Raw genomic sequence first — 26,232 nt, 5'->3', positions numbered from 1 at the left:
GCACGCCGTCGATGTCGTTCACCTTGGCGCCCTGGCTCGCCAGCTTCGTCTTGACGTGCTGGATCGCCGGGAACTTGACCTCTTCCTCGCAGTCGAAGCGGATCTCGGGCGTGGCGATCACGTTGGGCATCGCGTCGCGCCAGTCCTTCAGCGTCCGGCCGCTGCGCGACAGGATGTCCAGGAGGCGCACGGCGACGTAGAGCGCGTCATCATGGCCGTAGAACTTGTGCTTGTAGAAGATGTGGCCGCTCATCTCGCCGGACAGCGGTGCGTCCTCCTCGATCATCTTGTCCTTGATGAGCGAGTGGCCGGTCTTCCACATGATCGGCCGGCCGCCCAGCCGGGTGATCTCGTCGAACAGGCCCTTGGACGACTTGATGTCGGCGATCACCGCCGCCCCCGGCAGCTCCGGCAGGATGTCGGCTGCCAGGATCTGCAGGATCTGGTCGCCCCAGACGATCCGGCCGGTGGAATCGATCACGCCGATCCGGTCGCCGTCCCCGTCGAAGCCGATGCCGATCTCGGCACCCGACGACTTCACCCGCTCGATCAGCGTCACCAGGTTCTCCGGGACGGTCGGGTCAGGATGGTGGTTGGGGAAGCGGCCGTCCACCTCGGCGAACAGGCATTCATGGGTGCCCGGCAGCTTTGCCACCAGCGCGGTCATGGCCGGGCCGGCGGCGCCGTTGCCGGCGTCCCAGACCGCATGGACCGGCCTGGTACCCTGATAGTCCTTGGCGAGCCGCGCGACATAGTCGTCGAAGACCGAGACGTCTTCGATCTTGCCCTTGCCGGTCTCGAAGTCGCCGGCCGCGATCAGCCGGCCGAGCTCCCGGATGCCCTCGCCGAAGAACGAGTGCTTGCCGAGCATCATCTTGAAGCCGTTATGGGTCGGCGGGTTGTGCGACCCGGTGATCTGCAGCCCGCCATCGGTATCGAGATGATGCACGGCGAAGTAGAGCATCGGGGTCGGGCCCAGGCCTACTGCGGCCACGTCGACGCCGGCCGAGGTGATGCCGCGGATCACGGCCGCCACCAGGTCCGGCGAGCTCAGCCGGCCGTCATAGCCCACCGCCACCCGCTGGCCGCCCTTGCGGCGCACCACGGTCCCGAACGCCCGGCCGATCGCCAGGGCATCGTCGGGGAACAGGGTCTCGCCGACGATGCCGCGGATGTCGTACTCGCGCAGGATGGATGGGTGCAGCTTGTGACCGGCCATGAAGGGCTCCTGAAATGCTCCGAGAGGGCGTTGAAGGCTGGGCGCGGCTCTAGGCCGCGCCGACGCTCGGCCGTCCGATGCTGACATAGCTGAAGCCGCGCTGGGCGACCTCGGCGGGGTTGAAGATGTTGCGCAGGTCGATGATGCGCGGCGCGTTCACCAGCTCGCGCACCCGGTCCAGGTCCAGGCCGCGGAACTCGTTCCACTCGGTGAGCACCACGATCGCGTCCGCCCCGGTCACCGCGTCATAGGGGTCCTGCGCCCAGACCACCTCCGGCAGGAGCTTCTCCGCCTCCTTCTTGCCCTCTGGGTCATAGGCGCGGATCTCCGCCCCCTCGCCTTTCAGCGACGGCAGCACCACCAGCGACGGCGCGTCACGCATGTCGTCGGTGTTCGGCTTGAAGGTCACGCCCAGCACCGCGATGGTCTTGCCGGCCACCGAGCCGCCCATGGCGTCGGTGATCTTGCGCACCATCTTGCGCTTGCGCATCTCGTTGACCGAGATCGTGCTCTCGACGATCCGCAGGTCCACCCCGTTCTGCTCGGCGGTGCGCACCAGCGCCAGCGTGTCCTTGGGAAAGCACGAGCCGCCATAGCCCGGGCCCGCATGGAGGAACTTGCGGCCGATCCGGCCGTCCAGCCCCATGCCGCGCGCCACCTCGTTCACGTCCGCACCCACCCGCTCGCACAGGTCGGCCATCTCGTTGATGAAGGTGATCTTGGTCGCGAGGAAGCTGTTGGTCGCGTACTTGATCAGCTCGGAGGTCTCGAGGCTGGTGAACAGGATCGGCACCTCGATCGTATTGAGCGGCCGGTAGCAGCCGACCATCGCCTCGCGCGCCAGCTCGCTGTCCACGCCACACACCACCCGGTCCGGGCGCATGAAGTCCTCGATCGCCGAGCCCTCGCGCAGGAACTCCGGGTTGGACGCGATCTCGACCTGCAGGTCCGGGCGGACCTTGCGGAACAGCTCCTTGAGCTTGCGGCCGGTGCCCACCGGGACGGTCGACTTGGTCACCACCACGGTCGGCGCCTTCAGCGCCTTGGCGATCGCCTCGCCGGCGGCGAACACATAGGTGAGGTCGGCATGGCCGTCGCCGCGGCGGGTCGGCGTGCCCACCGCGATGAAGATCGCCTCCTTGTCCTGCACGCCCTCTTCCAGCGAGGTCGTGAAGGTCAGCCGCCCCGCCTTGACGTTCTTCTCGACCAGCGCATCCAGCCCCGGCTCGTAGATCGGGATGCCTCCCGCCTCCAGCATCGCGATCTTCTTGGGATCGACATCGATGCAGGTCACGTCATGGCCGAACTCGGCAAAGCATGCACCGGACACGAGGCCGACATAGCCCACGCCGATCATCGCAATGCGCATGCACGTCTCCAGAAATACAAGGGCGTTTCGCAGGTCGAGGAAGCAGGCTCAGCGATAGCGGGACAGGATCTCGCGCACGCCGCCGGCCAGGTCGGGCCGTCGCAACGCTGCGGCGACCACGGCCTCGACGTAGCCGAGTTTGTCGCCACAGTCATACCGGCCGCCGCGATATACCGCAGCGTGGAAGGGCGAATTTCCGATCAGCTTCTGCATGGCGTCGGTGAGCTGGATCTCGTTGCCGGCCCCCCGCTCGCCCTTGGCCAGGTGGTCGAAGACCTGCGGCAGCAGGATGTAGCGGCCGATGATCGAGAGCCGTGACGGCGCGTCCTCGGGCTTGGGCTTCTCGACCATGCCGGTCACCTCGATCAGCTCGCCATCCTGCTTGCCGGTGGCGATGATGCCGTAGCGGCTGGTCTGCTCGGCCGGCACCTCGACCACGGAGATCAGGTTGCCCTGGGTCTTCTCGAACAGGCGGCACAGATCGACCAGCGGCGGCGGGTCGTTCAGGAGCAGCTCGTCCACCAGCAGCACGGCGAACGCCTCGTCACCCACCACGTGCCGGGCGCACCAGACCGCATGGCCCAGGCCCAGCGGCTGCTGCTGACGGGTATAGATCACCTCGCCGGCGACCGGCACCGCCGCCTCCAGCTCCTCCAGCTGCGCGGTCTTCTCCTTGCGCTGCAGCGTGTCGAACAGCTCGTAGGCGCGGTCGAAATGGTCCTCGATCAGGACCTTGCCGCGCCCGGTGACGAACACGAAGCGCTCGACCCCGGCAGCGGCCGCCTCCTCGAAGGCGTACTGGATGACCGGCTTGTCGACGACCGGGAGCATTTCCTTGGGCAGGACCTTGGTGGCGGGCAGCATGCGGGTGCCCTGGCCGGCTACAGGAAAAACCGCGGTGCGGATGCGTGTCATCTATCCTCGCTCGCCCTTGCACAGGCGCTTCAGATCTTCCTCCAGATCCGGGAAGAAGGTCCCGGAACCCGCGCCACCCCACATAGCGGCGGCCCGGCTGCGGCTTAGATAACGCGGATCGGGCCATTGCACAGGGACAAGCATCAGGTGCATGTGACCCATGCGCATGCCTGCGTCACCGTAGACAGGCCATGCGGTACAGTCTTCGAGGAAATTCATGTCAAGTCTTCAGTCGCTCCGTCTCGACCCGTCCTTGCCCATGCCGGAATCCGGTTCTGTCGGACAGGAGGCTCATGGCTCCAGCGACCGCCGTTTTTTGGCCGGTACCTGGTGCCATGCCGGCGGCAAGCTGGACGCCACCCAGCGCTACGACGAGGTCTGCGTCATCCTGGCGGGGCGGGTGCGGCTGACCAACGAGGCCGGCGAGGCAAAGGAATACACGGTCGGCGACAGCTTCGTGATCCCCAAGGGCTTCAAGGGCACCTGGGAGACGCTGGAGCCGGTGCGCAAGCACTATGTGATCTACGACGTGGACCTGGTCCGCTCCTGATCCGGACGGGAGGGGCGCTCCGCCCCTCCCTCCCCCAGATCAGCGCCTCGGCCCCAGGTCAGCGCATGGTCGGCATGACGAACTCGGCACCGGCGCGGATACCGGTCGGCCAGCGCGACGTGGTTGCCTTGACCTTGGTGTAGAAGCGCACGCCCTCGGGCCCGTAGGCGTGGTGATCGCCGAACAGGGAGCGCTTCCAGCCGCCGAAGCTGTGGAAGGCCAGCGGCACCGGGATCGGCACGTTAACGCCCACCATGCCGACATTCACGTTGTTGACGAAGGTGCGCGCCGCGTCGCCGTCGCGGGTGAAGATCGCGGTGCCGTTGCCGAACTCGTGGTCGTTGATGATCTTGAGCGCGCTGTCGAAGTCCGGCTGGCGGACCACCGAGAGGACCGGCCCGAAGATCTCCTCCTGGTAGATCCGCATGTCGGTGGTCACCCGATCGAACAGGCAGCCGCCGATGAAGAAGCCGTTCTCGTAGCCCTGCATCTTGAAGTCGCGGCCGTCCACGACCAGCTCGGCACCTTCCTCCACGCCAAGATCGACATAGCCGCGCACCTTGGCCAGGTGCTCCCTGGTCACCAGCGGCCCCATCTCGGCACCTGCCTGGGTCCCGGGGCCGATCTCCAGCTGGCGGACCTTGGGGGCCAGCTTCTCGATCAGCACGTCTGCGGTCCGCTCGCCCACCGGGACCGCCACCGAGACCGCCATGCATCGCTCGCCGGCCGAGCCGTAGCCCGCTCCCATCAGCGCATCGACCGCCTGATCCATGTCGGCGTCGGGCATGATGATCATGTGGTTCTTGGCGCCGCCCAGCGCCTGGACGCGCTTGCCGTTGGCCGTGCCGGTCTTGAACACGTACTCGGCGATCGGCGTGGATCCCACGAAGCTCACCGCCGCCACGTCCGGGTGCGAGAGCAGCCGGTCGACCACCACCTTGTCGCCGTTGACGACGTTCCACACCCCCTCGGGCAGACCCGCCTCCAGCGCCAGCTCGGCCAGGTGCAGGGCGGCAGACGGCACCTTCTCCGAGGGCTTGTGGATGAAGACGTTGCCGGTAGCGATCGCCATCGGCGCCATCCACAGCGGCACCATGGCCGGGAAGTTGAACGGCGTGATGCCGGCGCACACGCCCACCGGGTAGCGGACCGACGCGATGTCGACGCCGGTGGCGACCTGGACGTTGATCTCACCCTTGAGCAGCTGGGGGATGCCGCAGGCGAACTCGACGACCTCCAGGCCGCGGGTGATCGACCCCTTGGCATCATCGACCGTCTTGCCGTGCTCGGCGCTGACCAGACGGGCCAGCTTCTCCATGTCGCGTTCGATCAGTTCCTTGAGGCGGAACATGACCCGGGCACGGCGGGTGACCGGGGTGGTCGACCAGCCCTGGAACGCGGACTTGGCATTGGCCACCGCCTGATCGACCTCGGTCTCGGCGGCGAACGCCACCTTGCCCGTCACCTCGCCCACGGCCGGGTCGTAGACGTTGCCGAACCGCCCTGAGGTCCCGGCGACGCGCTTGCCGCCGATCAGATGCCCGATCTCGTTCATGGCCACTCTTCCTCTCGTCCGATCGGCTTCAGCCGCTTCAGTCATCCTGATCGCGTCCCAGCGGGGCGCTGCCGGCCTCCCTGTAGCCGATCCGGCCACCAGCCGCGAGCAGCGCGCGAGGAAAAGCCGATTTCGGAGCGTGGGACCGTTCTACTGCTCGGAACATCGCCGCGCTGAAGGCGACGGCGACGTGGCGCCGCGGCGTCGTCGACCTCAAGGATGTGCCTCGGGAAGGCAGCGTGAACGCCGTCCGGCCATCTCGCGTTCGCTTTTCCAACGGCCGGTGCAGGATGGCGTGCGGGTCAAGCTGCCGGAGGGAACGAGCTGGGACGATCTCTCAGCGATGAGCCCTGATGAGGGGGAGTGGCTGTCGAAACAAGCTAACATCTTGTTTTTGGCCGGTTTCTCGGGTTCGTTTGGTAAAATCACAGCGCGCGGTGCCGAGCAGCGCCGACGCTGAGGCGGGATCGCGCATTCTAGCATGGCTGCGCGTTCTGGAGGATGAGCGATCTCGCCCGGCCTCCAGGAATGACGCTTGGAAAGCCATCCAGCCGGAACCTGCGGGCCCCGGCGCGCATTGCCAGCACGGCAGGGTCCGGGCTAGCCACTCCGATCGCTTGTTCCTGGAGGAGACGAAGCATGGACCGATACACGGGCGGCTGCCTGTGCGGCAGCGTCAGGCTGGTGGCATCCGGGCGTCCCTACCGGGTCGGCATCTGCCACTGCCTCGACTGCCGCAAGCATCACGGCGCCCTGTTCCACGCCTCCGCGGTCTTCCCGGCGGATGCGGTGACGATCGAGGGCGAGATCCGGGAGTATTCCGGCCGGTTCTTCTGTCCCCGCTGCGGCTCCACCGTGTTCGGGCGCACCGGGGACGAGGTCGAGGTGAACCTGGGCGCCCTGGATGCCCCCGACCAGCTGACGCCGACCTACGAGAGCTGGATCATCCGCCGCGAGGCCTGGCTGCCGCCGTTCCCGCTCACGCGGCGCTACGAGCGGGATCGCGATCCCACGACCCGCTACGAGGAGTAGGTGGCTGGCCGTGCCTGCCTCACGACGTCAGGATCAAGTTCTCCGCTGTGAGGCGGGTGACGCCGTCGAAGGCCGGGTCAGATGCGCCCAGTGGAAGGCGTCGTCGATCACGTCGAGCATCGCGCTCGCGTGGCGCAAGGTCTTCTGCTGAGCGTCAAGAGGCCCGAAATACGACAGCCTGCGGAGCTACTGCCTGGCCCAGGCGTCTGGACCCCTTCCTTGCACGATCGTCGTGAATTCCCGTCTAGTACCAGATCGCCATCTCCAGACCTCGACGGTCGTGAGGCGGGTGATCCGGCAGCGAGCAGGCGTCGCCGGCGGCAACCCTCATCGCCGTCCAGGCAGCAACGGCGGCATCGAGCACATCATCGGGCGCAGCGCCATGCTTGCGCCCGAGCGTAATCAGCTCTGCCGAATTGCGGTAGCCTGCCAGTTCCAGCAGGCGCTCGCGCTGCTGCTGCCCGACTGGCGCGGTTTTCTTCTGGAGAGGAGTGAACGCCGGCACGTTGGGTGCAACCATCCGACGGAGCGCCACGAAGCAGACTTCCGGATGGACCTCCTTGAGGCGCTCCTGCATCGCCGGCTGCAATGCCCTGTCGATCTCGATCATCTTGGGAAACAGGCAGAACGCCTGCTTGGAAATCCCGATCCCGCCAGCACCACGATTGATTGCCAGGGCGGACGGGAAGTTCGCAGCGGCGAGTGCATCCCGGATGGGCGAGGAGAAGACCGAGCTCGTCCGTGGGCGGTCCACGAATTGCCGGGCCGCCCGCTCGCATGCCCGTCCTCCAGGCTGGCCCTGGTCCAGAAAGCCGATCGGCATGTCGATCGCGACCGTCCTGCAGGCCTGGGTCATCGCCAGGACTGAAGCGAAGTCAGCGCAGACACGCAATTCCACGTTCATGCCTGAACGCAGTACGACCACCCAGCCTCGGGCAAACCCATCGACCCCTGCCACCTGCATCCGCCCGATCTCCCATCGGCAGCCACCAGCGCGCGACCCGCAACAGAACCGGCGCCAAGCTTCACTCCAGGCTCTTGCTGGCGATCTCGTAGCAGTCGCGGGACAGGTTCGGCTGGGCCAGGGCACGCTCCAGCTCGGCGCGCATCAGTGCCTGGCGCGCCTGGTCGTAGGCCTTGAAGCGGCCGAGCGGGCGCATCAGGCGCGAGGCGACCTGGGGATTCTTCGGATCCAGCTCCAGGATCCGGTCCATCACGAACCGGTAGCCCGCACCGTCCGCCCGGTGGAAGCCGGCCGGGTTGTTGGCGAACACGCCGACCAGGGAATAGACCCGGTTCGGGTTGCCGAGCGTGAAGGCCGGGTGGTGGCGCAGCCGCTCGACCTTGGCCAGCACCGCCTCGTCATCGATCGAGGCCTGCAGGGCGAACCACTTGTTGACCACCAGCGGCTCGGACTGCCAGCGGGCATAGAAGCTGGCGAGCGCGCTCTCGGCAAAGCCGTCGCCGCTCTCCAGGAGCGCACGCAGCGCGGCAAAGCTGTCGGTCATGTTGTCGGCGGATTCGAACTGTCGCCTGGCCCGCGCCACTGCTTCCGCATCCGCCGCCTGCACCGACCAGTACAGGGCCTGGTTCTTGATGGCGCGCCGGCCCGCCGACGCGGTGTCGTTGCTGAACGGCGCCCGGTCGGAGAAGCGCTCGTAGGTTTCGGCCCATTCCGTGCGCAGTTCCCGGCTGAGATCCTGCTGCAGGCTGCGCAGGGCACCGCGGATGCCCGCAACGTCGATCACCCTGCGCTGCTGGCCGACATAGGTGAAGGAGGGCAGCTGCACCGCCCGGGCGGCAAAGGCCGGGTCGGCCGGCGCGCCCGCCAGCACCTTGCGGAACGCGTCCAGCAAGGCCGGCGACGCCTCGGCCCGCCCGCCGGCATCGACGCCGCGCAGGATCAGGCGCAGGGCCAGCTGCTGGCCGGCTTCCCAGCGGTTGAACGCGTCCTCGTCCTGGCCCAGCAGCAGGGCCAGCTCGTCGTCCTGATAGTCCAGATGGAGGCGCACCGGCGCCGAGTAGTTGCGGAGCAGCGAGGGGACCGGCTCCGCGTCCAGCCCCTTGAACACGAAGCGCTGGCGGGCCTCCGTCAGCTCCAGCACGCGCTCCGTGCCCTTCGGCTCGTTCTCGCCTTCCAGCATGAGCGGCAGCGGCGCGCCGTCCCGGCCGAGCAGGCCCATGCGGATCGGGACGTGCAGCGGCTGCTTGTCTGGCTGGCCGTGCGTGGGCGGCGTCGACTGGGCGATGTCCAGGACCAGCGTGCCGGTGCCGGGATCGAAGCTGCGCTGCACGGTCAGTTCCGGCGTGCCCGCCTGGCTGTACCAGCGGCGGAACAGGCCGAGATCCTTGCCGGACGCATCCTCCATGGCGCGCACGAAGTCCTCGCAGGTCACCGCCTGGCCATCATGGCGCTGGAAGTACAGGTCGATGCCGGCGCGGTACGCTTCTGGCCCGATCAGGGTGTGGATCATCCGGATGACCTCCGCCCCCTTCTCGTAGACCGTGCGCGTGTAGAAATTGTTGATCTCCACATAGGAGTCCGGCCGGATCGGGTGCGACATCGGCCCGGCATCCTCGGGGAACTGGCCTTCCCGCAGGAGCTGGACGTCGCCGATCCGCTTCACCGCGGCCGAATGCATGTCCGCGGTGAACTGCTGGTCGCGGAAGACGGTGAGGCCTTCCTTCAGGGTCAGCTGGAACCAGTCGCGGCAGGTGACCCGGTTGCCGGTCCAGTTGTGGAAATACTCGTGGGCGACGATCCGCTCGACCTGCATGAAGTCGGCGTCGGTGGCGGTGTCGGCGCGCGCCAGCGTGGCCGAGGTGTTGAAGATGTTGAGGCCCTTGTTCTCCATCGCCCCCATGTTGAAGTGCGACACGGCGACGATCATGAACAGGTCGAGGTCGTATTCCAGGCCATAGACGTCCTCGTCCCACTTCATCGACTTCTTCAGCGATTCCATGGCGTGGCGGCACTGGCCGATCACGGCGTGCTCGGAATAGATGCGCAGGTCGACATGGCGGCCGGACTTCGTGGTGAAGCTGTCCTGCAGCAGCGCCAGGTCGCCCGCTACCAGCGCGAACAGATAGGAGGGCTTGGGGAACGGGTCCTCCCAGACGGCGTAGTGCCGCCCGTCCGGGAGATCGCCCGCCTCGACCGGGTTGCCGTTGGACAGCAGCACGGGGCAGGTCCGGCGCTCGCCGGTGATCCGCACCCGGTAGACGCTCATCACGTCCGGCCGGTCCTGGGAATAGGCGATGCGCCGGAACCCTTGTGCCTCGCACTGGGTGCAGAAGATGCCGTTGCTGAGATAGAGGCCGGAGAGTGCCGTGTTGTGCTTCGGGTCGCAGCGCTGGGTGATCTCCAGGACGCAGCGCTCAGGCAGGTCCTTGACCACCAGCCCGGCAGGCGTCGGGACGATCCGCTCTTGCGCGAGCGGCACGCCGTCCAGCCTGGCACCCAGGAAGACCAGGGCCTCGCCATCCAGCTCCAGGTCCGCCGAGCCGCTGCCCTGCGCGTTGCGCTCCAGCGTCAGCCTGGAAACGACGACCGTGGCCTCCGGCTGGAGGTCGACATTCAGCTCGATCCGCCGGGTCCACCAGTCCGGCTCCTGATAATCCTCACGCCGGATGATGCTGCGGGTGCTGCCGTCGGCCATGATTCACTCTTCAACAGGTCGGAAGCCCGGAATGTGGCGGCCGGAAACCGATGCCGCAACGGGGTGCACGATCGGGCGGATCATGGCATGGATCGCCGCGAACGCGCGGCCGGCACGCCGGCACCGGTGCAGGAACTGAAGGGAGACGATCGTCATGGCCACCTATGCATTCCTCGGTCTGGGCGTGATGGGTGGCCCGATGGCCGGTCATCTGGCGAAGAAGGGGCACGACGTCACGGTCTGGAACCGGACCGCGGCCAAGGCCGAGGCCTGGGCGAAGGAGCATGGCGGCAAGGCGGCACCGTCGGCCCGAGCGGCGGCGGAAGGTGCCGAGGCGGTGTTCATGTGCCTTGGCAACGACGACGACGTGCGCTCGGTGGTCTATGGCGAGGATGGCGCCCTGGCGGGCCTGGGCGACGGCGCGCTTCTGGTCGACCACACCACTGCCTCGGCCGACCTCGCGCGCGAGCTGGACGAGGCCTGCCGCAAGGCCGGGCGCGGCTTTCTCGATGCGCCGGTCTCCGGCGGCCAGGCGGGTGCCGTCAACGGCGTGCTGACCATCATGGTGGGCGGCGAGGCGGCGGCGTTCAGCAAGGCCGAGCCCGGCATGCAGGCCTATGGCCGCACCATCACCCATATGGGTCCGGCGGGTGCCGGCCAGCTCGCCAAGATGGTCAACCAGATCTGCATCGCCGGCCTGGTCCAGGCGCTGTCCGAGGCGGTCAACTTCGCGCAGAAGGCCGGGCTCGACACGGACAAGGTGCTGGCGACCATCAGCAAGGGGGCGGCGCAGTCCTGGCAGATGGAGAACCGCTGGAAGACCATGGCGGAGAACAAGTTCGACTTCGGCTTCGCGGTCGACTGGATGCGCAAGGACCTGGGCATCTGCCTGGAGGAGGCCAAGCGCAATGGCGCACCCCTTCCCGTCACGGCACTGGTGGACCAGTTCTATCGCCAAGTGCAGATGAAGGGCGGCAACCGGTTCGACACTTCGTCGCTGATCGTCAACCTGCGCGATCCGGGCTGATTGATGCCGGGATGGTGAGCCAGCGGCACAGCCGCCTCTGGAACTGGCGGCTGAAGCTCACTAGTTTTGGCAGACCTCAATCTTGTGCAAAGGCCGGCCGCCCCAGCACCGCATCGCGGCGCACCGACCATTCGAGGAACAGCCCATGTCGGACCGACATGCCAAATACCGTATCGGCCAGGTGGTGAGACACAGGATCTTCCCGTTCCGCGGCGTCATCTTCGACGTGGACCCGGAGTTCGCCAACACCGAGGAATGGTACCAGTCGATTCCGGAGGACCTCCGCCCGCGCAAGGACCAGCCCTTCTACCACCTGTTCGCGGAGAATTCGGACAGCTACTATGTGGCCTACGTGTCCGAGGGCAACCTCCTGCCGGATTCGACCGACGAGCCGATCGAGCACCCGCAGGTCCGGCAGATGTTCGGCGAGCTGCAGAACGGCCTCTACCGGCATCGCGACCGGGTGACCCACTAGGGGCCGATCGCGGTCCGGCAGTTCCTGTCGGGGTTCGCACCCAGCCGGATTCACGGTACATTGGGAAGGCGGCCGTTCGGCCGCCTGTTGGAGCGCGTTTCATGAAGTTCTTCGTCGACACGGCCGAGGTCAGCGAGATCCGGGAGCTGGCCGCGACCGGCCTGCTGGACGGCGTGACCACCAATCCTTCCCTGGTCGCCAAGTCGGGCAAACAGTTCCTCGACCTGATCGCGGAGATCTGCGACGTGGTCGACGGGCCAGTGAGCGCCGAGGTCACCGCGACCGATGCCGAGACGATGCTCAAGGAGGGCGAGAAGCTCGCCAAGATCGCGCCCAATGTCTGCGTGAAGCTGCCGCTGACCAAGGACGGGCTGTTCGTCTGCAAGCGGCTGACCGGCCAGGGCATCAAGACCAACGTCACGCTCTGCTTCTCGCCGGCCCAGGCGATCCTGGCGGCCAAGGCGGGTGCGACCTTCGTCTCGCCCTTCGTAGGGAGGCTCGACGACATCGGCGCCGACGGCATGGGCCTGATCGCCGAGATCGTCGAGATCTACCAGAACTACGACTACTTCACGACCGAGGTGCTGGTCGCCTCGGTGCGCGGCCCGGCCCATGTCGTGTCCGCCGCCAGGCTCGGCGCGCATGTGGTCACCGCGCCGGCCAGCGTCATCAAGAGCCTCCTGAACCATCCGCTCACCGACAAGGGCCTGGCGGCGTTCGTCGCCGACTGGAAGAAGACCGGCCAGTCGATCCTCTGAAGGCACTGGGGATGCTCGCACGCGTCCTGACCGTCCTGCTCCTCGGCCTGCCGGCCGCGGGCATGGCCGGCCAGGGCGCAGGCGGGGGCGCGGACGCCATCCTGCGCGATCTGGGGCTGGCGGCACCCGCGGAGATCGTCCGGGTCGCCACCTCCCGCCAGCCGGACGGGAGCATCGCCGTGATGCTGCAGCCGAACGGCCAGGCGAAGCTCGTGGCCGATCCGGGTGTCACCGTGGTGCCGGTCGACCCGGCCGGCATGGCGGTCGCGGAGCCGGCGGCACTGGTCGACCATGGGCAGGAATATTTCACCCTGCCGCCGGTGATCCAGGTCCGGCCGGGTGAGGCCACGGCGTTGCGGGTCGAGTACGCCTATTGCGTGGTCGACAAGCAGTGCCTGTTCGGCGACGTCACCGTGCCGGTACCGCCGGCACCCGGCTGAGCCTCTGCCTCAGCCGACCGCCCCCAGATGGTGGACGACGGCGCTGCCGATCCGGCGGATCTGGCCGTAGAGGCGCAGGATCGGGTCGAACAGCAGCGCATGCTCCTGGCCGTAGCTCTGGTTCTCCTCGCTGCGGTAGGTCGCCGCCACGCCGAAATCGTAGGGCTGGATCCTGGGCTCGGTCATCGGGAAGATGTCGCGCAGGATCTCGATCACCGGCTCCACGTCGAGCTGGGTGAGCCTCGCGATCAGGCTGGATCGGCTGAAATTGTGCCGGTCGGAGAAGTCCGGCACATGCACCGCCAGCACGTCCAGGCGCTGCATCAGGGCGAGGCGCAGGGCATGGAGGAGGTGGATGTTGTCCCTGGCCTCCAGGTCGACCACGATCGGCACGGCACCGGCATCGCGGGTCCGGCGGCGATGCTCCTTCAGGGCGCGCGCCAGGTCCATGTAGTCGCGCAGGAAGACGCGGTGGATGCGGACCAGCCGCTCGTGCAGCCGCATCTGCTCGAACACGCCGGCCAGCTCGCGCAGTTCCTCGATCCGCGCATCCTCGTCATGGCTCTGCGCACGCGCCAGCCAAGTCGAGGGGTCGTAGAGGTCGATATAGGCCTTCACCACCTCCAGGTCGGTCCACTTGAAGGCATGCTCGACCATGCCGAGCATCCGCCGAAAGCGCGGGCTCTCGCCATAGAGGCGGTGGAAGGTTTCGGGATCCTTGGCGATCGCCCTGCCCACCCCGCCGATCGTGTTGGCCAGCATGCCCAGCTGCTGCAGGATCGAGTTGTGCGGGATCGCGCGCAGCTGCGAGGGATGGTCCAGGCTCACCCGGCCGGACGCACCGTCATACTGGCGCTTGGCCGGCCGCGAGCCGGTCTGCCAGAGCATGTTGGTGCCCCAGGCGCCCAGCAGCGCTGCATAGTCGCGGTTCTGGATGACCTCGGCGTTGAACTGCTCGATCGAGGCGAAGAACTCGCCGACATAGACGCGCTCGGCGTAGAACGGGTCCGGTGCGGTTTCCACCGGCTCCAGGCAGTGCTCCAGCACGCGGGTGACCACGGCGAACGCGGTCTCCTCGGTCAGGAAATACTGGTAGCCGTCGCTGCCCTGGTAGCTGCTCTCCTCGCGCACCGTGATCCCGGCATCGCGGAACCGTCGCCGGCTCTCCGCCGTGTCGTAATAGGCGAGCCGGTCACGAAAGCCGCCCGGATGGGCTCCCCGGCCGATGCTCTCGCCATGGGTATCGAAGATCACCAGCTCGACCTCGGTCAGGCCGTGCTTCACCAGCAGGGGAGGCAGCTCCAGGCGGATCTGCTCGATCAGATAACAGGCGGCGGTCTGGCCCAGGAACCGGCCGGCATCCGAGAAGCCGGTCTGCACGCACAGGCGGCCGCGCTTCTTGATGTAGTCGCGATAGACCGGCACCTCGAGCGCGCCCGCGATGATCTCCACCCCGCGCGTAAGCGCGATGCGGGTCTCGAACAACGGCGAGATGTCGATCTGCTCATCCACGCCGAACATCTTGGCGAAGTAGAGGGCCGCCAGCAGCGTGAACGAGGTCTCGCACTCGGCGATCAAAAAGCGGATCGGCTCGTCGCGGTCGGCCAGACGGAGCATGTGCTCCACCAGCATGAAGATCCGCTTGGCGGTCGCCTTCTCGCCGCTGATCGTGCCCAGATGGATCGAAACCGGCTGGACCTCGTCGATCAGCCGGGCGACCGCCTCGACATAGGACTGGCGATAGGAGGGGTCGTCCGCGGCATGCTCCATGCCGATGGTCTTGCGGATCGCGTTGTGCAGCTGGATGGCGTTGACGCGCATGTGGGTGCGGGCCAGGCCCAGCCCGTGCGCCGCCATGTCGGCGTGGAGCAGCCAGAGCCGGCGCGCGGCATCCTGGTCCTCGACCTTGTCCAGCACGCGCTGCACCAGGGCCGCCAGCTCCTTGCCGCCGGTGATCCGGCCGGCACCCTTGCCCAGTGAGCGGCGGCTGACCCGGGCCAGCCGCTCCCACCATTCCCCGTCGTCGAGCCTGGCCGCCTGGAGGAGGTCGATCAGCGAGCGGGACGCCTCGGCGGTGAGTACGAGGCGCGCCTCGACCAGTTCCAGGGCGGCCGCCAGCGTCTCGTCACCATCCAGGATCCGGGTGAGCGCACGGATCTCCTCGTGCCAAGCGGAGAGCTGCCGTTCCTGGATCATCAGGCGATGAGCGAGCGTCGCGGTCCAGGGGATGTCCGAGCGCCCGTCCATGTCGTAGCCGACCCAGCTCGCGACCGAGGCGAGCCTGGGCACGATGCCGCGCCACTGGTCGGGATAAAGCTCCTCGGCGACCGCCTGGACGATGGCATAGACCCGCATCAGCGCGGCGCGCACCTGGCTGATCGCGAATACCGACTGGCGGAACTCCTCGGCCAGATCGAGCTGCGCCTCGGGTCCGTGCGGCAGCCGCTCGACCTCGTGGAGGACCGGTGCCCGCGCCGCCTCGTCCCGGGCCAGCGCCAACTCGACCAGGGCCTGCTGGAGCTTGTTGGACAGGCTGAAGGTCGGGTGCGCAGTGAACACGAAGCCGTAGAGTACCCGGCTGACCCTCCGGCCGAACTCCTCGGCCCCCACGCGATCGCCGTCCGCTTCGGCCAGCTGGCGGAGCAGCCGCTCGATGCTCGCGGCGTTCGCGCTCATGTCCACCTCGCCGAGATAGGCGGACAGTTGCTCGGCCCGGCCGATGAACGCCGCAGTCGACAGCCGCCCGATCATCGCGTCCGAGATCGACATGTCGATCTCGCCGTGGTCCATGGCGCGCTTGAGGTCGAGCGCCATCAGCCGGATCGGGCTGGTGAACGGGTCCGTGTCGACCCGGGTGCGGTGCGCGCTCAGACGCTCGCGGGCCACTGCCAGGGCGGCCGCGGCACGATCCTCCGCCGGCGCCGCCGGGGCCGCGCCGATGCTGCCATGGTCCGCCTCGATCTCCAACATGCCCACCCGTTCCCCTGCCACTGCCGGGCCCAGTGTGCCGAGGTTCTTGTGCGATGCAACATGTTCAGCGCAACGCGTTGGAGCACCGTGCCGCCACCTTGCCACCGCACTTGCGATGCCGTACGCAACCGTCGAGGGATATGGGTTTTTCCTTGGAGCAGCGCATGCGTCGCAGAGGGTTATTGGCAGCCACGTCGGCCTTACCCCTGCTCTGCGCCGGGCGCTCGGCCCTGGCCGCCACCAACGATGCCGAGATCCTGGTGGAACGGACGCGGGTCGCCCTGCTCGAGTTCCAGAACGATCGAGAGATCTTCCCCTCGGTCAGCCTCTATGTGCAGAACGCCTATGGCGTGTTGATCGTGCCCAATCAGGTGAAGCTCGGCTTCATCCTGGGCGGCTCGGCCGGCCGCGGCCTGCTCCTGGCCCGCGATACCACGACGGGGGTATGGTCGGATCCCGCGGTCTACGGCATCTACGGTGCCAGCGTCGGGCTGCAGCTGGGCGGCCAGGCCTCCGACGCGATCTATACGATCATGAACAAGCCGGCGCTCGACCGGCTGGTCGCGTCCACATCCTTCAAGATGGGCGCCGATGCCAGCGGTGCGCTGGGTCCGATCGGTGCCGGCGTCGGCGCCGGCACCACGCCCAATTTCGGCGAGGACATCTACCTGTTCGCGCTCAATGCCGGCCTGTTCGGCGGGTTCGCGGTGGACGGGACGGTCACCGTGCCGATGCCGTCCTGGAACAAGGAACTCTATGGCCGCGACGTCGCCGTGAGCGAGATCCTGCAGGGCAGCGTGATGAACCCGGCGACCGAGCCGCTCAAGCAGGTGCTCAGCCAGTTCTGAGGACGGTCCCGACCCTCCTCAGCGGGCGTGCATCCCCAGGCTGCGGCGGAGTTCCTCCTGCTTGTCCCTGACCATGCCCGGAATCAGGAACAGGTCGACGACCAGCCAGACCAGACCGACCAGCACGAACATGCTCAGGATCTGCAGGATCGCCGTGCCCGGCCGGCCCAGGTAGAAGCGGTGCGCGGCGAAGATGCCGAGGAAGAACCAGAGCAGATAGGCCACCGCGACGCTCGGGCCGTCATTGGCCACCCGCATCTCGATCAGGACCCGCTCGTCGACTGCTCGATTGATCATGCGCTGTTCTCGAAATGTTCAGGCGCATCACGCGCCCCTGGTCTTCGATCAATAAGTAGAACGGCCGCATGCGAGAAAGCGCCAAGTTCTGCGGACCGGCCACTTCCTGCGTTACCGGATACCCGGCTACGATCCCACCATTGCCCCAGGGCCGCCGGGTGTAGTCTGGATAGACTGAGGAGCCGTCACGCCGCCTCGGCATCCACCGCGTCGGCAAGCTCCTGCAGCGTCGGGAAATGCCAGTCCGGCCGGGTGGCCTTCTCCACGGCCGGCGTGCCGCCGGAGCCGTTCTGGCCCATGCGCCGCTCGATCCAGCAGGTGCGCAGCCCCAGAAGATGGGCCACGCCGATGTCGTGGTACTGGCTCTGGGCGGTGTGCAGGATGTCGTCCTGGCTGAAGCCGGCCGCCTTCTGCCGTTCCAGCATGTAGTGGAACACGCGCGGGTCGGGCTTGCTGGCGCCGACATCCTCGGCGGTGATCTGCTCGTCGAACGGCTCGCCCAGCGTCTTCGCGAAACAGGACATCGCCCAGCGGTCCGAGTTGGTCAGGGCCACCAGGCGGAAGCGGCGGCGCAGGCGCTGCAGTGCCGCCACCGAATCCGGGAAGGCCGGCCAGTCCGGGATCGAATCGTGCAGCCCCGCCCCTTCCCCCTCGCCGGCGGGCAGACCGAGGACACCGGCCGCGACCTCGTAGATCCGCTCCAGGAGCGGCGGGAACGACGCGTCGGGCTGCTCACCCTGCGCCACGACCTCGCCTCGGCCATAGGCCTCCAGGAGGACGTCGTCGCCCACATCGAGCGCCGCTTGCTGGGCGAGCGGGCGCAGGTAGTTCAGGACGCCGGCCTCGAAATCGATCAGCGTACCGACCACGTCGAAGGTGATGACCTTGAAATCCGTCAGACGCATCGGGCACTCCATCCGGTTGCCGGCAGGGCTCAGCGCTTCCATGCGAGGTTGAACAGGGTGCGCTTCTTGGGCGTTCCCTTGCGAGGGTCATCCGCAGTGAGCAGATCGGCCAGGCGGCTGCGAGCCGCATCGGACTCGCCGAACACCCGGTCCCACATCTCCAGGACCATCTGCACCGTGTCGTCCTCGCTCCAGGGGCGACGGGTGCGCCGCATCCGGTGGGTGACCACCGCGGCGGCGAGGTTGTCGCGGAACTGCCGGCCGATCGAGGCCGGGGCTCCCACCCGGTCGAGCAGCTGGGCAAGGCGGCGCAGCACCCGCCCGGTGCCATAGGCGCCCGCGGCATCGGTCAGCCCGGGCAGCCGTCTGGTTTCCGCCATCACCGATTCGTTCGGGCCGCCGGCAAAGCTCGCATGATCCTCGGCGAGCCCATAGGCGGCCAGCCCCACCGGCGCCCCGCGCACCCCGGCACGGAACGCCTCCTGGACCGCATCGTCCCCCGCCATCGCCGGTCGTTCCGCAAGCTTCATCATGACCGCCACGGGATAGTGGGGGGCCGCCCGTCGTCAACCCTCCGTAGCCGCGCCGGCGGCGACGAGTTCGGGGTCGAGCGTGAACAGTTCGCGGGGGCGGCCGACCCCTCGCAGGGCGAACCGTCCGAGCGACACCAGGTCGGCACGCTCCTCCGCCGGCGTGGCGGCGACGAACTCGGAGGAAAGCAGCATGTGCCGGTCCACCGAACGGCACATCGAAGCGATCCGCGCGACCTCGTTCACCGCCGGGCCGACCACGGTGAAGTCGAGCCGGCTCTCGCTGCCGATATTGCCGAAGAACACCTCGCCGACATGCAGCCCCAGATAGACCGAGGTGACCGGGCGTCCCGCAGCGCCGCGCTCAGCATCGAGCGCGCGGAGGCGGCTGCGCAGCGTACGTTCCGCCTGCAGTGCCGCCCGGCAGGCCTCGGCAGGGTCGGCCGCCTTGAAGACGGCCAGCGTGCCATCGCCGATCAGCTTGAGCACGTCGCCGCCGGCCTCGCAGATGGCCGAGATCACCTGGTCGGCATAATCGTTCAGGAGCGGGATGATCTCGTCCGGTGGGGCCGTATCGGTGATCGTGGTGTAGCCACGCAGGTCGGAGAACCACAGGACCGCGTGGATCCGCTCGGCGACACCGCGCCGGATCCGCCCCTGCAGCACGAGCTGCGCGGCGTCGGTGCCGAGATAGACCTCGGCCAGGGTAGCGACGATGCGGGCCAGCGCCGCCGACTTGATCGCCAGCGCCAGGGGCAGGGTCAGGCGCCGCAGTGCTGCGAGATCGGCGTCATCGAAGCCGCCCGGTGCATCGGTCAGCCAGTTCACATAGACCGAATCCATCTCGCCGATCACCGCGTCGGCCGCGAAGCAATGGCGCAGGGCGAGGAAGTCCGTCAGGGCATATTCCGCCAGAGCCTCCACTTCGGTGAAGTTCAGCCCCTCGCCGGCCAGGAGCCGGCTGCGGATCTCGGTAGCGTCGTCGGCGACCATGCGAAAGGAGGCGCTGCGCTGCCAGCGCTCGGTGGCGTCGTCGCCGCGATCGGTGCGCCCGTACTCGACGACCTCCACCGACTCCGCCCGGTCGCGCCGCCAGACGAAGGCGCGGCCTTCGTGGATCGGATGGAGCGTGTCGATGATGACCAGGACGCCGGCCAGACGCAGGCCGTGTGCCGCGCAGCGCTCGCACAGTTGCTGCAGCAGTGCGGCCTCGGCCATGCCCTCCAGGCCGGCGCCGGTCAGCCACTGGCAGAGTTGCTCGATGTCCGCGTCGCGCATGCCGCTGTCTCCCGTATCAGTCGGCATGCAGCAGGCATCACTTCCTGTCAAAGTCAGCGGGTCGGCTCAGTGCGGGCTCGCGGTCGGGCGGACGATGATCTCGCTCACGTCGACATCGTCCGGCTGCTCCACCACGAAGCGGATCGCGCGGGCGATGGCGCCGGGCTCGAGCGCGATGGCGCGGAACTCGGCCATGCCGGCACGGGCGGTCTCGTCGGTGATCGTGTCGGCCAGTTCGGAGCGGACCACGCCCGGCGAGATGGTGGTGACCCGGATGTCCCTGGATTCCTGGCGCAGGCCCTCGGAGATCGCCCGGACCGCGAACTTGGTGGCGCAATAGACCGCGGCGGTCGGATAGACCTGGTGGCCGCCGATCGAGGAGACGTTGACGATCTGGCCGCTGCCCTGGCGCTGCATCACCGGCAGCACCGCGGCGATGCCGTTCAGCACGCCCTTGATGTTGACGTCGACCATCCGGTTCCACTCGTCGACCTTGAGTGCCGCCATCGGTGAGAGCGGCATGATCCCGGCATTGTTGACCAGCACGTCGACCCGGCCGAACCGCTCGGTGGCGGCGGCGACGAAGGCCAGAACCTGGCGCGGGTCGGTGACGTCGACCTCTTTGGCCAGCACGGTGCCGCCAGCAGCGGCGATGGTGGCAGCAAGCTGCTCCAGCCGGTCGACGCGGCGGGCGCCGGCCACCACGACGGCACCGGCTGTGGCCAGCTCGCGCGCGGTGGCCTCGCCGATCCCGCTGCTGGCGCCGGTGATCAGGACGACCTTGTTCTCGATGGCGGACATGGCGGTCTCCTCAGCTCGGGTCATTCGGCATCGGCCACGGGCAGTGCGATGCCGCGCTCGCCATAGAGTGCCCGCAGCGTCGCCGCGGCGTTCAGCGCGCGCGGAAAACCGGCATAGACCGTGGCCAGGTAGACGACCTCGTTGAGCTCCGCCGGTGCCGTGCCGAGGTTGAGGGCGTAGCCGGCATGGATCTTCAGCTGCGGCTGGAGGTCCTGGGCGGCCAGCATCGCCACGGTTGCGAGCTGGCGGGTCTGCGGGTCCAGCACGGTGCGGCCGACAATCTCGCCCAAGGCATAGGTCAGGGTCGCCTCGCCGAGCGGCGGGAAGTCGCGGCGCAGCCCGTCCAGGACCGGCTGCCCGGCCCCGCCGCTGAGTGCGTCCACCACCGCCTGGCCGCGCTGTGCCCGTGCATCCGCGGTTTCGGCAGCGCCGGCGGGGCCGGTCGTGGCGGCGAGGCTGGCGGCGGTGGCGGCCATGGCGAGCGTCCTTTTCGTTCCCTGCATGATGGTCTCCGTTGAAGGGCCTGGGCCGGAGCGGTTGGACGATCGCCGCCGGCAGGACCGAATCTCGCGCAGGTCGGGCCGGTGCCGGTAGACGAGAGCTGCGGGATTCTTGCACGATCCTCCAGAAGGGCTGGACCGGTGCCGGCAATGGGACGCATGAGGCCGGCCGAGCGCATGGCCTGGCGGCCAGGGAAGGTCCGGACATGGATGGGCTTGAGGAACTGGCAGGGCTGATCGGGCGGCATGTGGCCGACGAAGGCATTCACCCATGCGCCATCCCGCGGCTGGCGCTGATTCGCAGTCGGCAGCGGACCGAGCCGGTGCACGTGGTCTACCAGCCCTCCCTGTGTGTCGTGGCGCAGGGGGCCAAGCAGGTGATGCTGGGCGAGCGGGTGCTGCGCTACGCTCCCGGCCAGTTCCTGGTGGTGTCGGTCGACCTGCCGATCGTCGGCCAGGTGATCCAGGCGGAGCCGGACCGGCCCTATCTGGCCCTGCAGCTCCATCTGGACCCGGCCATGCTCGCAGCTTTGCTGCTGGAGCTCGGGCCGGGCCCGTCGCCTGCCCCCGACCCGGGGCCAGGCCTGCTGCTGAGCACGCTGGACGCCAACCTGCTGGGCGCCCTGGTGCGGCTCCTGCGCCTCCTGGACCAGCCCGTGGACATCCCGGTCCTCGCGCCTTTGATCGAGCGGGAGATCCTCTACCGGCTGCTGCGCGGCGAGCAGACCGCGATGCTGCGGCAGATAGCGGTGGTGGAGAGCCGGCTGCAGCAGGTCAACCGGGCGATCAGCTGGATCAAGCGCAACTTCACCGCCCCCTTCAGCATCGAGGCGGTGGCGCGCGAGGCGCGGATGAGCCCCTCCGCTCTCCACCAGCACTTCAAGGCGGTCACTGCCATGAGCCCGCTACAGTATCAAAAGCAGTTGCGGCTGCAGGAGGCGCGGCGGCTGCTGCTGGCCCAGGCGCGCGATGCCGCGGATGTCGGCCACGAGGTCGGCTATGACAGCCCCTCCCAGTTCAGCCGCGAGTATCGCCGCCTGTTCGGTGCGCCGCCCACGCGCGACATCACCCGGCTGCGGGACACGACCCTGGCCTTCGAGGCCTGAGCAACGCGACCGAAAGGGAACGACGCGAGATTCCGGCTGGCGGGTCGGCCCCTTCTTCCAGGCCGTTTCCGAAGTCGCACAGCAATCCGGCCCTCTCTGTGGCGCAGGGGCAAGTCGCGCCGCCCGCTTCAGAACGTTGTTTCCAAAATTCAGCTGATAAATTCGGCAGCCTCATGAATATAAATCACCAATAATGCAAATCAACTGGCGTCGACGAGATAAATAACCAACTATTTCCAAATGCATTCAACATAGTCTTCTGCCGCTTGCAAAGCATTCAACGATTGCCGTAATAATGCCACGTCCACCGACAAGAACACGACTTTCCTCGCATAACTGCGTCGCACCCGGTCAGGCCGACCCAGCTCGACCGGTGTCGGCATATTTCATCCTTGCTGGGGAGCACGATGCATCGACGCGATCTTTTGGCCGGCTTGGCAGCATTCTCGGCTTCGCCGCTGCTGACCGGCCTCCTGCCGGACGCTGGTCTGGCACAGGCCGCGACCACGCCTCTCAAGAAGAACTTCGTGTTCTGGGAGTGCATGCGCTGGGAGAAGGGCCCTAGCAGCCTCGCGAGCTGCGGCCTGCGGCGGATGCCCATCTACTACCAGAACTCGCTTCTCACCAATGGCGAGATGGACCCCCAGAAGGTCGCCAAGGTCGTGGCCCAGATCAAGGCCAACAAGCAGACCATGGTGACCCTGGACGTCGAGCTCTGGAACCCGGCCTCCATTCCGCAGCGCGAGAAGTACATCCGGTTGATCGAGTACGTACGCGCGCGCGTACCCTCCTCCACCAAACTGTCGCTCTACGGGATCCTGCCGCGACCGCGCTACCACGACTATGTGGCCGGCGGCATACGCCTCAAGCAGCGGCAGAACGAGAACAGGATCGCGGCACCGATCGCAGCCAAGTGCGACTGGATCATGCCGATGTTCCACACCTACCAGCCGAACCGGGTCCACTGGGCCAAGTTCGCCAAGGTGATCATCGCCGAGGCGCGCCAGTACAAGAAGCCGGTGATGCCCTGGCTCTGGCCGCAATATCACGAGCGCACCTCGCCGGCCGCGCTGCGCCACACGCTGCTGCCGGGCGACTTCTTCCGCGAGCAGCTGGAAACCGCCTACCAGCTGGCCGACAGCCTGTGCATCTGGGGTACGCGGACCGACGCCCTGACCGGGATCAAGGCGTCCCGCGCCACCTGGAACCCGAAGTCGCCATGGTGGACGCAGACCAAGGCGTTCCTGCGCAGCAAGAACGGCCCGGTCTGCAAGCTCTAGCCTGGCCCTGACCTCAGTCGCCCGGATGGGCGGCCGGGCCCGCCCCACCCATGCCCTGCGGGCCGCCATGCGGACCCCAGTTCTCCAGATCGTCGTTGGAGGAGGTGCTGGAGGTGTCGGTGCAGGCCGCCAGCGGGCCTGCCGCCGCGGCAAGCAAGGCCACCATCAGCAGCTTGCGCAGGTTGAAGTTCCACATCGATGTTCGTCCCATGGCTGGTGCCTGGCCGCTAAAGGCGGCAACAGCCGGGATCGTTCCACCGGCCCTATGACTTCAGCCGGGCGCCGTCCGGATCGAACAGCGGCTCGCTGGCGACCACTGCCGCAAAGCGCCGGCCCAGATAGTCGATCTCCAGCCGCGTGCCGGGCTCGCTCTTGCCCATCGGCAGGTAGCCATAGGCGATCCACTTGCCGACCGAGTAGCCGTAGTTCGCCGAGGTGACGTAGCCCGCCAGCTGCCCGTCGGCATAGATCGGCTCCTTGCCGAGCAGGGTCGCCTCCGGGTCGTCGATCGTCAGGCAGCACAGCCGGCGCGCCATGGGCTGCATCTTCAGCTCGAGCAGCCGCGCCCGGCCGATGAAGTCGCCCTTCTTGAAGCGCACCGCCCAGGCGAGGCCGGCTTCCAGCGGGTTGGTGTCCGGCAGGATGTCGGCACCCCAGAGCCGGTAGCCCTTCTCGAGCCGCATGGAATCCATCGCCCCGGCACCGGCCGGGATCAGGCCGTGCGGCTCCCCGGCCTGCATCAGCAACTCCCATAGCTCGGCGCCGAATTCGGTGGGGGCGTAGATCTCGAAGCCCAGCTCGCCGACATAGGACAGGCGCAGCGCCATGGCCGGGACGTAGCCGACCAGCACCTGCTTCCAGCCGTAATAGGGCAGGCCCTGGTGCGAGACGTCGTCCTCGGTCAGCGACTGGAGGATCTCGCGCGCCTTCGGCCCCCACAGCCCCACCGCGCAATATTGCGAGGTGACGTCCTCGATCGCGACGCTGCCATCTGCCGGGGCATGGGAGCGGATCCAGCCCAGGTCATGCATGCCCACGCCGCCGCCGGTCAGCACCAGGAACGTGTCGGGCGCCAGCCGGGCGACCGTCAGATCGCACATGATCCCGCCCCGCCCGTTCAGCATCGCCGTGTAGGTGACCTTACCGACCGGCTTGTCGATGTCGTTGGCGGCGAGCTTCTGCAAAAAGGCGGCGGCACCCTTGCCGCTCACCCGGATCTTGGTGAAGGCGGTCAGGTCGAACAGGCCGGCGGCCTTGCGCACCTGCGCGTGCTCCGCCCCCTGGATCGGCGACCAGTAGCGGCTGCCCCACTCGTCGCGGGTGGGGAAGTTGCGGCCTTCCAGCAGCTTCTTGTTGCTCTCGTACCATTGCGGCCGCTCGAAGCCGGCCGCGTCGAAGAACACTGCGTCTGCCTGCTTCTGCTGCGGATAGAAGGGTGAGCGGCGCAGGCCCCTGGGCTCCTCCATCTGCTGCAGCGGGTGAACGACGTCGTAGACCTCCTTGTACTGCTGCCAGCCGCGCCGGCGCACGTATTTCGAGGTCTGCTGGTGGGAGGCGAAGCGGTTGATGTCGCCCTCGTGGACGTCCCATTCCGGCTCGCCCGTGGCGATCCACTCCGCCATGGTCTTGCCCACTCCGCCGCCATGGGTGATCCAGACCGCCTCGGCGACCCAGAAGCCCTTGACCAGCAGGCTCTCGCCCAGCACCGGGCCGCCGTCGGGGGTGAAGCTGAACATGCCGTTGAACGCGTCGCGCACCCCGGCCTTCATCACCGCCGGCAAGAGCTCGCGCGTGGCCGCTTCCGCCTCCCTGAAGTCCTCCGGCGTGAACGGGTTCATCGACGGCATGACCGGTGTCTGGCCGAAGGGGCGGATGTCGTCCGCTTCCACCAGCCGCGGTGCATGCCGGTAGTTGCCGATGCCGTACTGGCTGCCGTGCTGGCGGAAATACATCGACTTGTCCTGGTGGCGGAGCAGGACGTGGGTCGCCTCCTCCGTCACACCGGCCAGCTCCGGCAGGTCGTTGGTCCAGGCGTACTGGTGCTCGCAGGGCATGAGCGGGATCGGCACCCCGGCCATCCGGCCGATCCGCGGGCCCCAGATGCCGCAGCAGACCAGGACCTGCTCGCAGGCGATCCGGCCCTGGCTGGTCTCGAGCCCGACCACCCGGCCCTCTTCGGTCAGCACGTCCAGGACCTGGACGCGCCCCTGGAAGGCGATCCCGCGGCCTCTTGCGTAGCGGATCATCGCCTCGGTGGCGCGCAGCGGCTTGGCGATGCCGTCGGTGGGCGTCCAGAAGCCCAGGCGGACCTTGCTCGTGTCCATCAGCGGCGAGAGCTCGCGGCACTGCTCCGGGCCGATAATCTCGGCAGGGATGCCCCAGGAGCGGGCGATGCCGTGGCGCCACCCTATATAGGTGTCGCGCTCCTCGCTGGTCGATACCTCCAGCCCGCCCACCTTGAGGAAGCAGGGCTGGCCGTCCAGGTCGAGCTCGTTCAGCAGGTCGACCGTGTACTTGGCGAAGGTCGCCATCATCCGCGACGGGTTGGTCTGGAACACCCCGCCCGGCGCATGGCTGGTGGAGCCGCCGGTGTGCGGCAGGTCGCCCTGGTCGATCACCAGCACGTCCGTATAGCCCATCTTCGCCAGATGGTAGGCCGTGGCACAGCCGACGATGCCGGCGCCGACGATGACGAGCCGCGCCTGGGTCTGCATCCTC

27 protein-coding genes are annotated in these 26,232 nt (G+C 67.8%); 10 read left to right on the top strand and 17 right to left on the bottom strand.

Going from position 1 to position 26,232, the window contains the following annotated elements:
* The 4 genes from pgmG to VNS22_RS26955 all read right to left on the bottom strand — a co-directional run.
* The coding region (gene pgmG / locus VNS22_RS26970; protein ID WP_325738094.1) for a phosphoglucomutase/phosphomannomutase PgmG at positions 1-1,219 on the bottom strand (1,219 nt) is incomplete at its 3' end.
* Between the two features lie 49 nt (positions 1,220-1,268).
* Positions 1,269-2,588, bottom strand: a complete 1,320-nt coding sequence (locus tag VNS22_RS26965) for a UDP-glucose/GDP-mannose dehydrogenase family protein (protein WP_325738092.1) — start codon at positions 2,586-2,588, stop codon at positions 1,269-1,271.
* Positions 2,589-2,636: 48 nt separating this feature from the next.
* Positions 2,637-3,503, bottom strand: a complete 867-nt coding sequence (galU, locus tag VNS22_RS26960; protein ID WP_325738091.1) for a UTP--glucose-1-phosphate uridylyltransferase GalU — start codon at positions 3,501-3,503, stop codon at positions 2,637-2,639.
* A complete protein-coding gene (locus tag VNS22_RS26955) occupies positions 3,504-3,722 on the bottom strand; it encodes a hypothetical protein (RefSeq protein ID WP_325738089.1) in 219 nt (72 codons plus the stop codon).
* Here VNS22_RS26955 and VNS22_RS26950 point away from each other — a divergent pair.
* Positions 3,721-4,053 carry a cupin domain-containing protein gene (locus VNS22_RS26950; protein WP_325738087.1) on the top strand — a complete coding sequence of 111 codons (333 nt, stop codon included), beginning with the start codon at positions 3,721-3,723 and terminating at the stop codon, positions 4,051-4,053. The two genes, VNS22_RS26955 and VNS22_RS26950, sit on opposite strands and share 2 nt — an antisense overlap.
* A gap of 58 nt (positions 4,054-4,111) precedes the next feature.
* Here VNS22_RS26950 and VNS22_RS26945 read toward each other — a convergent pair whose 3' ends face one another.
* Positions 4,112-5,608, bottom strand: coding sequence for a CoA-acylating methylmalonate-semialdehyde dehydrogenase (locus VNS22_RS26945; protein ID WP_325738085.1), 1,497 nt, complete (start codon positions 5,606-5,608; stop codon positions 4,112-4,114).
* Positions 5,609-5,903: 295 nt separating this feature from the next.
* On the opposite strand from VNS22_RS26945, the gene VNS22_RS26940 reads away from it, so the two are divergent.
* Complete coding sequence (locus tag VNS22_RS26940; RefSeq protein ID WP_325738083.1) at positions 5,904-6,068, top strand: hypothetical protein; 165 nt, start codon at positions 5,904-5,906, stop codon at positions 6,066-6,068.
* 179 nt (positions 6,069-6,247) lie between these two features.
* The gene (locus VNS22_RS26935) at positions 6,248-6,640 is read left to right on the top strand and encodes a GFA family protein (RefSeq protein WP_325738081.1); all 393 of its coding nucleotides are present in this window, start codon (positions 6,248-6,250) and stop codon (positions 6,638-6,640) included.
* Between the two features lie 244 nt (positions 6,641-6,884).
* On the opposite strand, the gene VNS22_RS26930 is transcribed toward VNS22_RS26935, so the two are convergent.
* The 3 genes from VNS22_RS26930 to VNS22_RS26920 all read right to left on the bottom strand — a co-directional run bounded on the left by VNS22_RS26930 (position 6,885) and on the right by VNS22_RS26920 (position 10,461).
* Positions 6,885-7,604 (bottom strand): DUF429 domain-containing protein, encoded by a 720-nt coding sequence (locus tag VNS22_RS26930; protein WP_325738079.1) that lies wholly within the window; start codon positions 7,602-7,604, stop codon positions 6,885-6,887.
* A gap of 61 nt (positions 7,605-7,665) precedes the next feature.
* Positions 7,666-10,299, bottom strand: coding sequence for an aminopeptidase N (pepN, locus tag VNS22_RS26925; protein ID WP_325738077.1), 2,634 nt, complete (start codon positions 10,297-10,299; stop codon positions 7,666-7,668).
* A 3-nt stretch (positions 10,300-10,302) separates the two neighbouring features.
* On the bottom strand, positions 10,303-10,461 hold the full coding sequence (locus tag VNS22_RS26920) for a hypothetical protein (protein WP_325738076.1): 159 nt from the start codon (positions 10,459-10,461) through the stop codon (positions 10,303-10,305).
* On the opposite strand from VNS22_RS26920, the gene VNS22_RS26915 reads away from it, so the two are divergent.
* The 4 genes from VNS22_RS26915 (at position 10,454) to VNS22_RS26900 (ending at position 12,999) form a co-directional block, all read left to right on the top strand.
* Positions 10,454-11,326: an NAD(P)-dependent oxidoreductase gene (locus tag VNS22_RS26915; protein WP_325738074.1), complete on the top strand. Its 873-nt coding sequence runs from the start codon at positions 10,454-10,456 to the stop codon at positions 11,324-11,326. The two genes, VNS22_RS26920 and VNS22_RS26915, sit on opposite strands and share 8 nt — an antisense overlap.
* Before the next feature lie 145 nt (positions 11,327-11,471).
* Positions 11,472-11,801: a heat shock protein HspQ gene (gene hspQ / locus VNS22_RS26910; protein WP_159713225.1), complete on the top strand. Its 330-nt coding sequence runs from the start codon at positions 11,472-11,474 to the stop codon at positions 11,799-11,801.
* Between the two features lie 101 nt (positions 11,802-11,902).
* Entirely contained in the window at positions 11,903-12,559 is a 657-nt protein-coding gene (gene fsa / locus VNS22_RS26905) for a fructose-6-phosphate aldolase (RefSeq protein ID WP_325738070.1), read from the top strand.
* An 11-nt stretch (positions 12,560-12,570) separates the two neighbouring features.
* Positions 12,571-12,999, top strand: a complete 429-nt coding sequence (locus tag VNS22_RS26900; RefSeq protein ID WP_325738068.1) for a hypothetical protein — start codon at positions 12,571-12,573, stop codon at positions 12,997-12,999.
* A gap of 9 nt (positions 13,000-13,008) precedes the next feature.
* Here VNS22_RS26900 and VNS22_RS26895 read toward each other — a convergent pair whose 3' ends face one another.
* A complete protein-coding gene (locus tag VNS22_RS26895; protein ID WP_325738066.1) occupies positions 13,009-15,969 on the bottom strand; it encodes a phosphoenolpyruvate carboxylase in 2,961 nt (986 codons plus the stop codon).
* A gap of 182 nt (positions 15,970-16,151) precedes the next feature.
* Here VNS22_RS26895 and VNS22_RS26890 point away from each other — a divergent pair, with 182 nt between their 5' ends.
* On the top strand, positions 16,152-16,817 hold the full coding sequence (locus VNS22_RS26890; protein WP_325738064.1) for a lipid-binding SYLF domain-containing protein: 666 nt from the start codon (positions 16,152-16,154) through the stop codon (positions 16,815-16,817).
* A gap of 18 nt (positions 16,818-16,835) precedes the next feature.
* Here VNS22_RS26890 and VNS22_RS26885 read toward each other — a convergent pair whose 3' ends face one another.
* The 6 genes from VNS22_RS26885 to VNS22_RS26860 form a co-directional block, all read right to left on the bottom strand.
* Entirely contained in the window at positions 16,836-17,114 is a 279-nt protein-coding gene (locus VNS22_RS26885; protein WP_325738062.1) for a TM2 domain-containing protein, read from the bottom strand.
* Between the two features lie 185 nt (positions 17,115-17,299).
* Positions 17,300-18,019, bottom strand: coding sequence for an HAD-IA family hydrolase (locus VNS22_RS26880; protein ID WP_325738060.1), 720 nt, complete (start codon positions 18,017-18,019; stop codon positions 17,300-17,302).
* A 29-nt stretch (positions 18,020-18,048) separates the two neighbouring features.
* On the bottom strand, positions 18,049-18,525 hold the full coding sequence (locus VNS22_RS26875) for a hypothetical protein (protein WP_325738059.1): 477 nt from the start codon (positions 18,523-18,525) through the stop codon (positions 18,049-18,051).
* Between the two features lie 60 nt (positions 18,526-18,585).
* Positions 18,586-19,827, bottom strand: a complete 1,242-nt coding sequence (locus VNS22_RS26870; protein ID WP_325738057.1) for an adenylate/guanylate cyclase domain-containing protein — start codon at positions 19,825-19,827, stop codon at positions 18,586-18,588.
* A gap of 66 nt (positions 19,828-19,893) precedes the next feature.
* Entirely contained in the window at positions 19,894-20,628 is a 735-nt protein-coding gene (locus VNS22_RS26865; RefSeq protein WP_325738055.1) for an SDR family oxidoreductase, read from the bottom strand.
* Positions 20,629-20,648: 20 nt separating this feature from the next.
* Positions 20,649-21,131, bottom strand: coding sequence for a carboxymuconolactone decarboxylase family protein (locus VNS22_RS26860; protein ID WP_325738053.1), 483 nt, complete (start codon positions 21,129-21,131; stop codon positions 20,649-20,651).
* Positions 21,132-21,334: 203 nt separating this feature from the next.
* Between VNS22_RS26860 and VNS22_RS26855 the strand changes: the two genes are divergently transcribed.
* Both VNS22_RS26855 and VNS22_RS26850 read left to right on the top strand, forming a co-directional pair.
* A complete protein-coding gene (locus VNS22_RS26855) occupies positions 21,335-22,234 on the top strand; it encodes an AraC family transcriptional regulator (RefSeq protein ID WP_325738051.1) in 900 nt (299 codons plus the stop codon).
* Between the two features lie 407 nt (positions 22,235-22,641).
* Positions 22,642-23,514, top strand: coding sequence for a hypothetical protein (locus VNS22_RS26850; protein WP_325738049.1), 873 nt, complete (start codon positions 22,642-22,644; stop codon positions 23,512-23,514).
* 13 nt (positions 23,515-23,527) lie between these two features.
* Here the strand turns inward: VNS22_RS26850 and VNS22_RS26845 are convergent, their stop codons facing one another.
* Positions 23,528-23,710 (bottom strand): hypothetical protein, encoded by a 183-nt coding sequence (locus tag VNS22_RS26845; RefSeq protein ID WP_325738048.1) that lies wholly within the window; start codon positions 23,708-23,710, stop codon positions 23,528-23,530.
* A 67-nt stretch (positions 23,711-23,777) separates the two neighbouring features.
* On the bottom strand, positions 23,778-26,228 hold the full coding sequence (locus tag VNS22_RS26840; RefSeq protein ID WP_325738046.1) for an FAD-dependent oxidoreductase: 2,451 nt from the start codon (positions 26,226-26,228) through the stop codon (positions 23,778-23,780).
* Positions 26,229-26,232: the final 4 nt, after the last annotated feature.

It is taken from the genome of Geminicoccus sp., from assembly GCF_035556675.1.
In the GTDB taxonomy this organism is placed as follows: domain Bacteria; phylum Pseudomonadota; class Alphaproteobacteria; order Geminicoccales; family Geminicoccaceae; genus Geminicoccus.
This window is presented reverse-complemented; position numbering and strand designations above follow the sequence as displayed.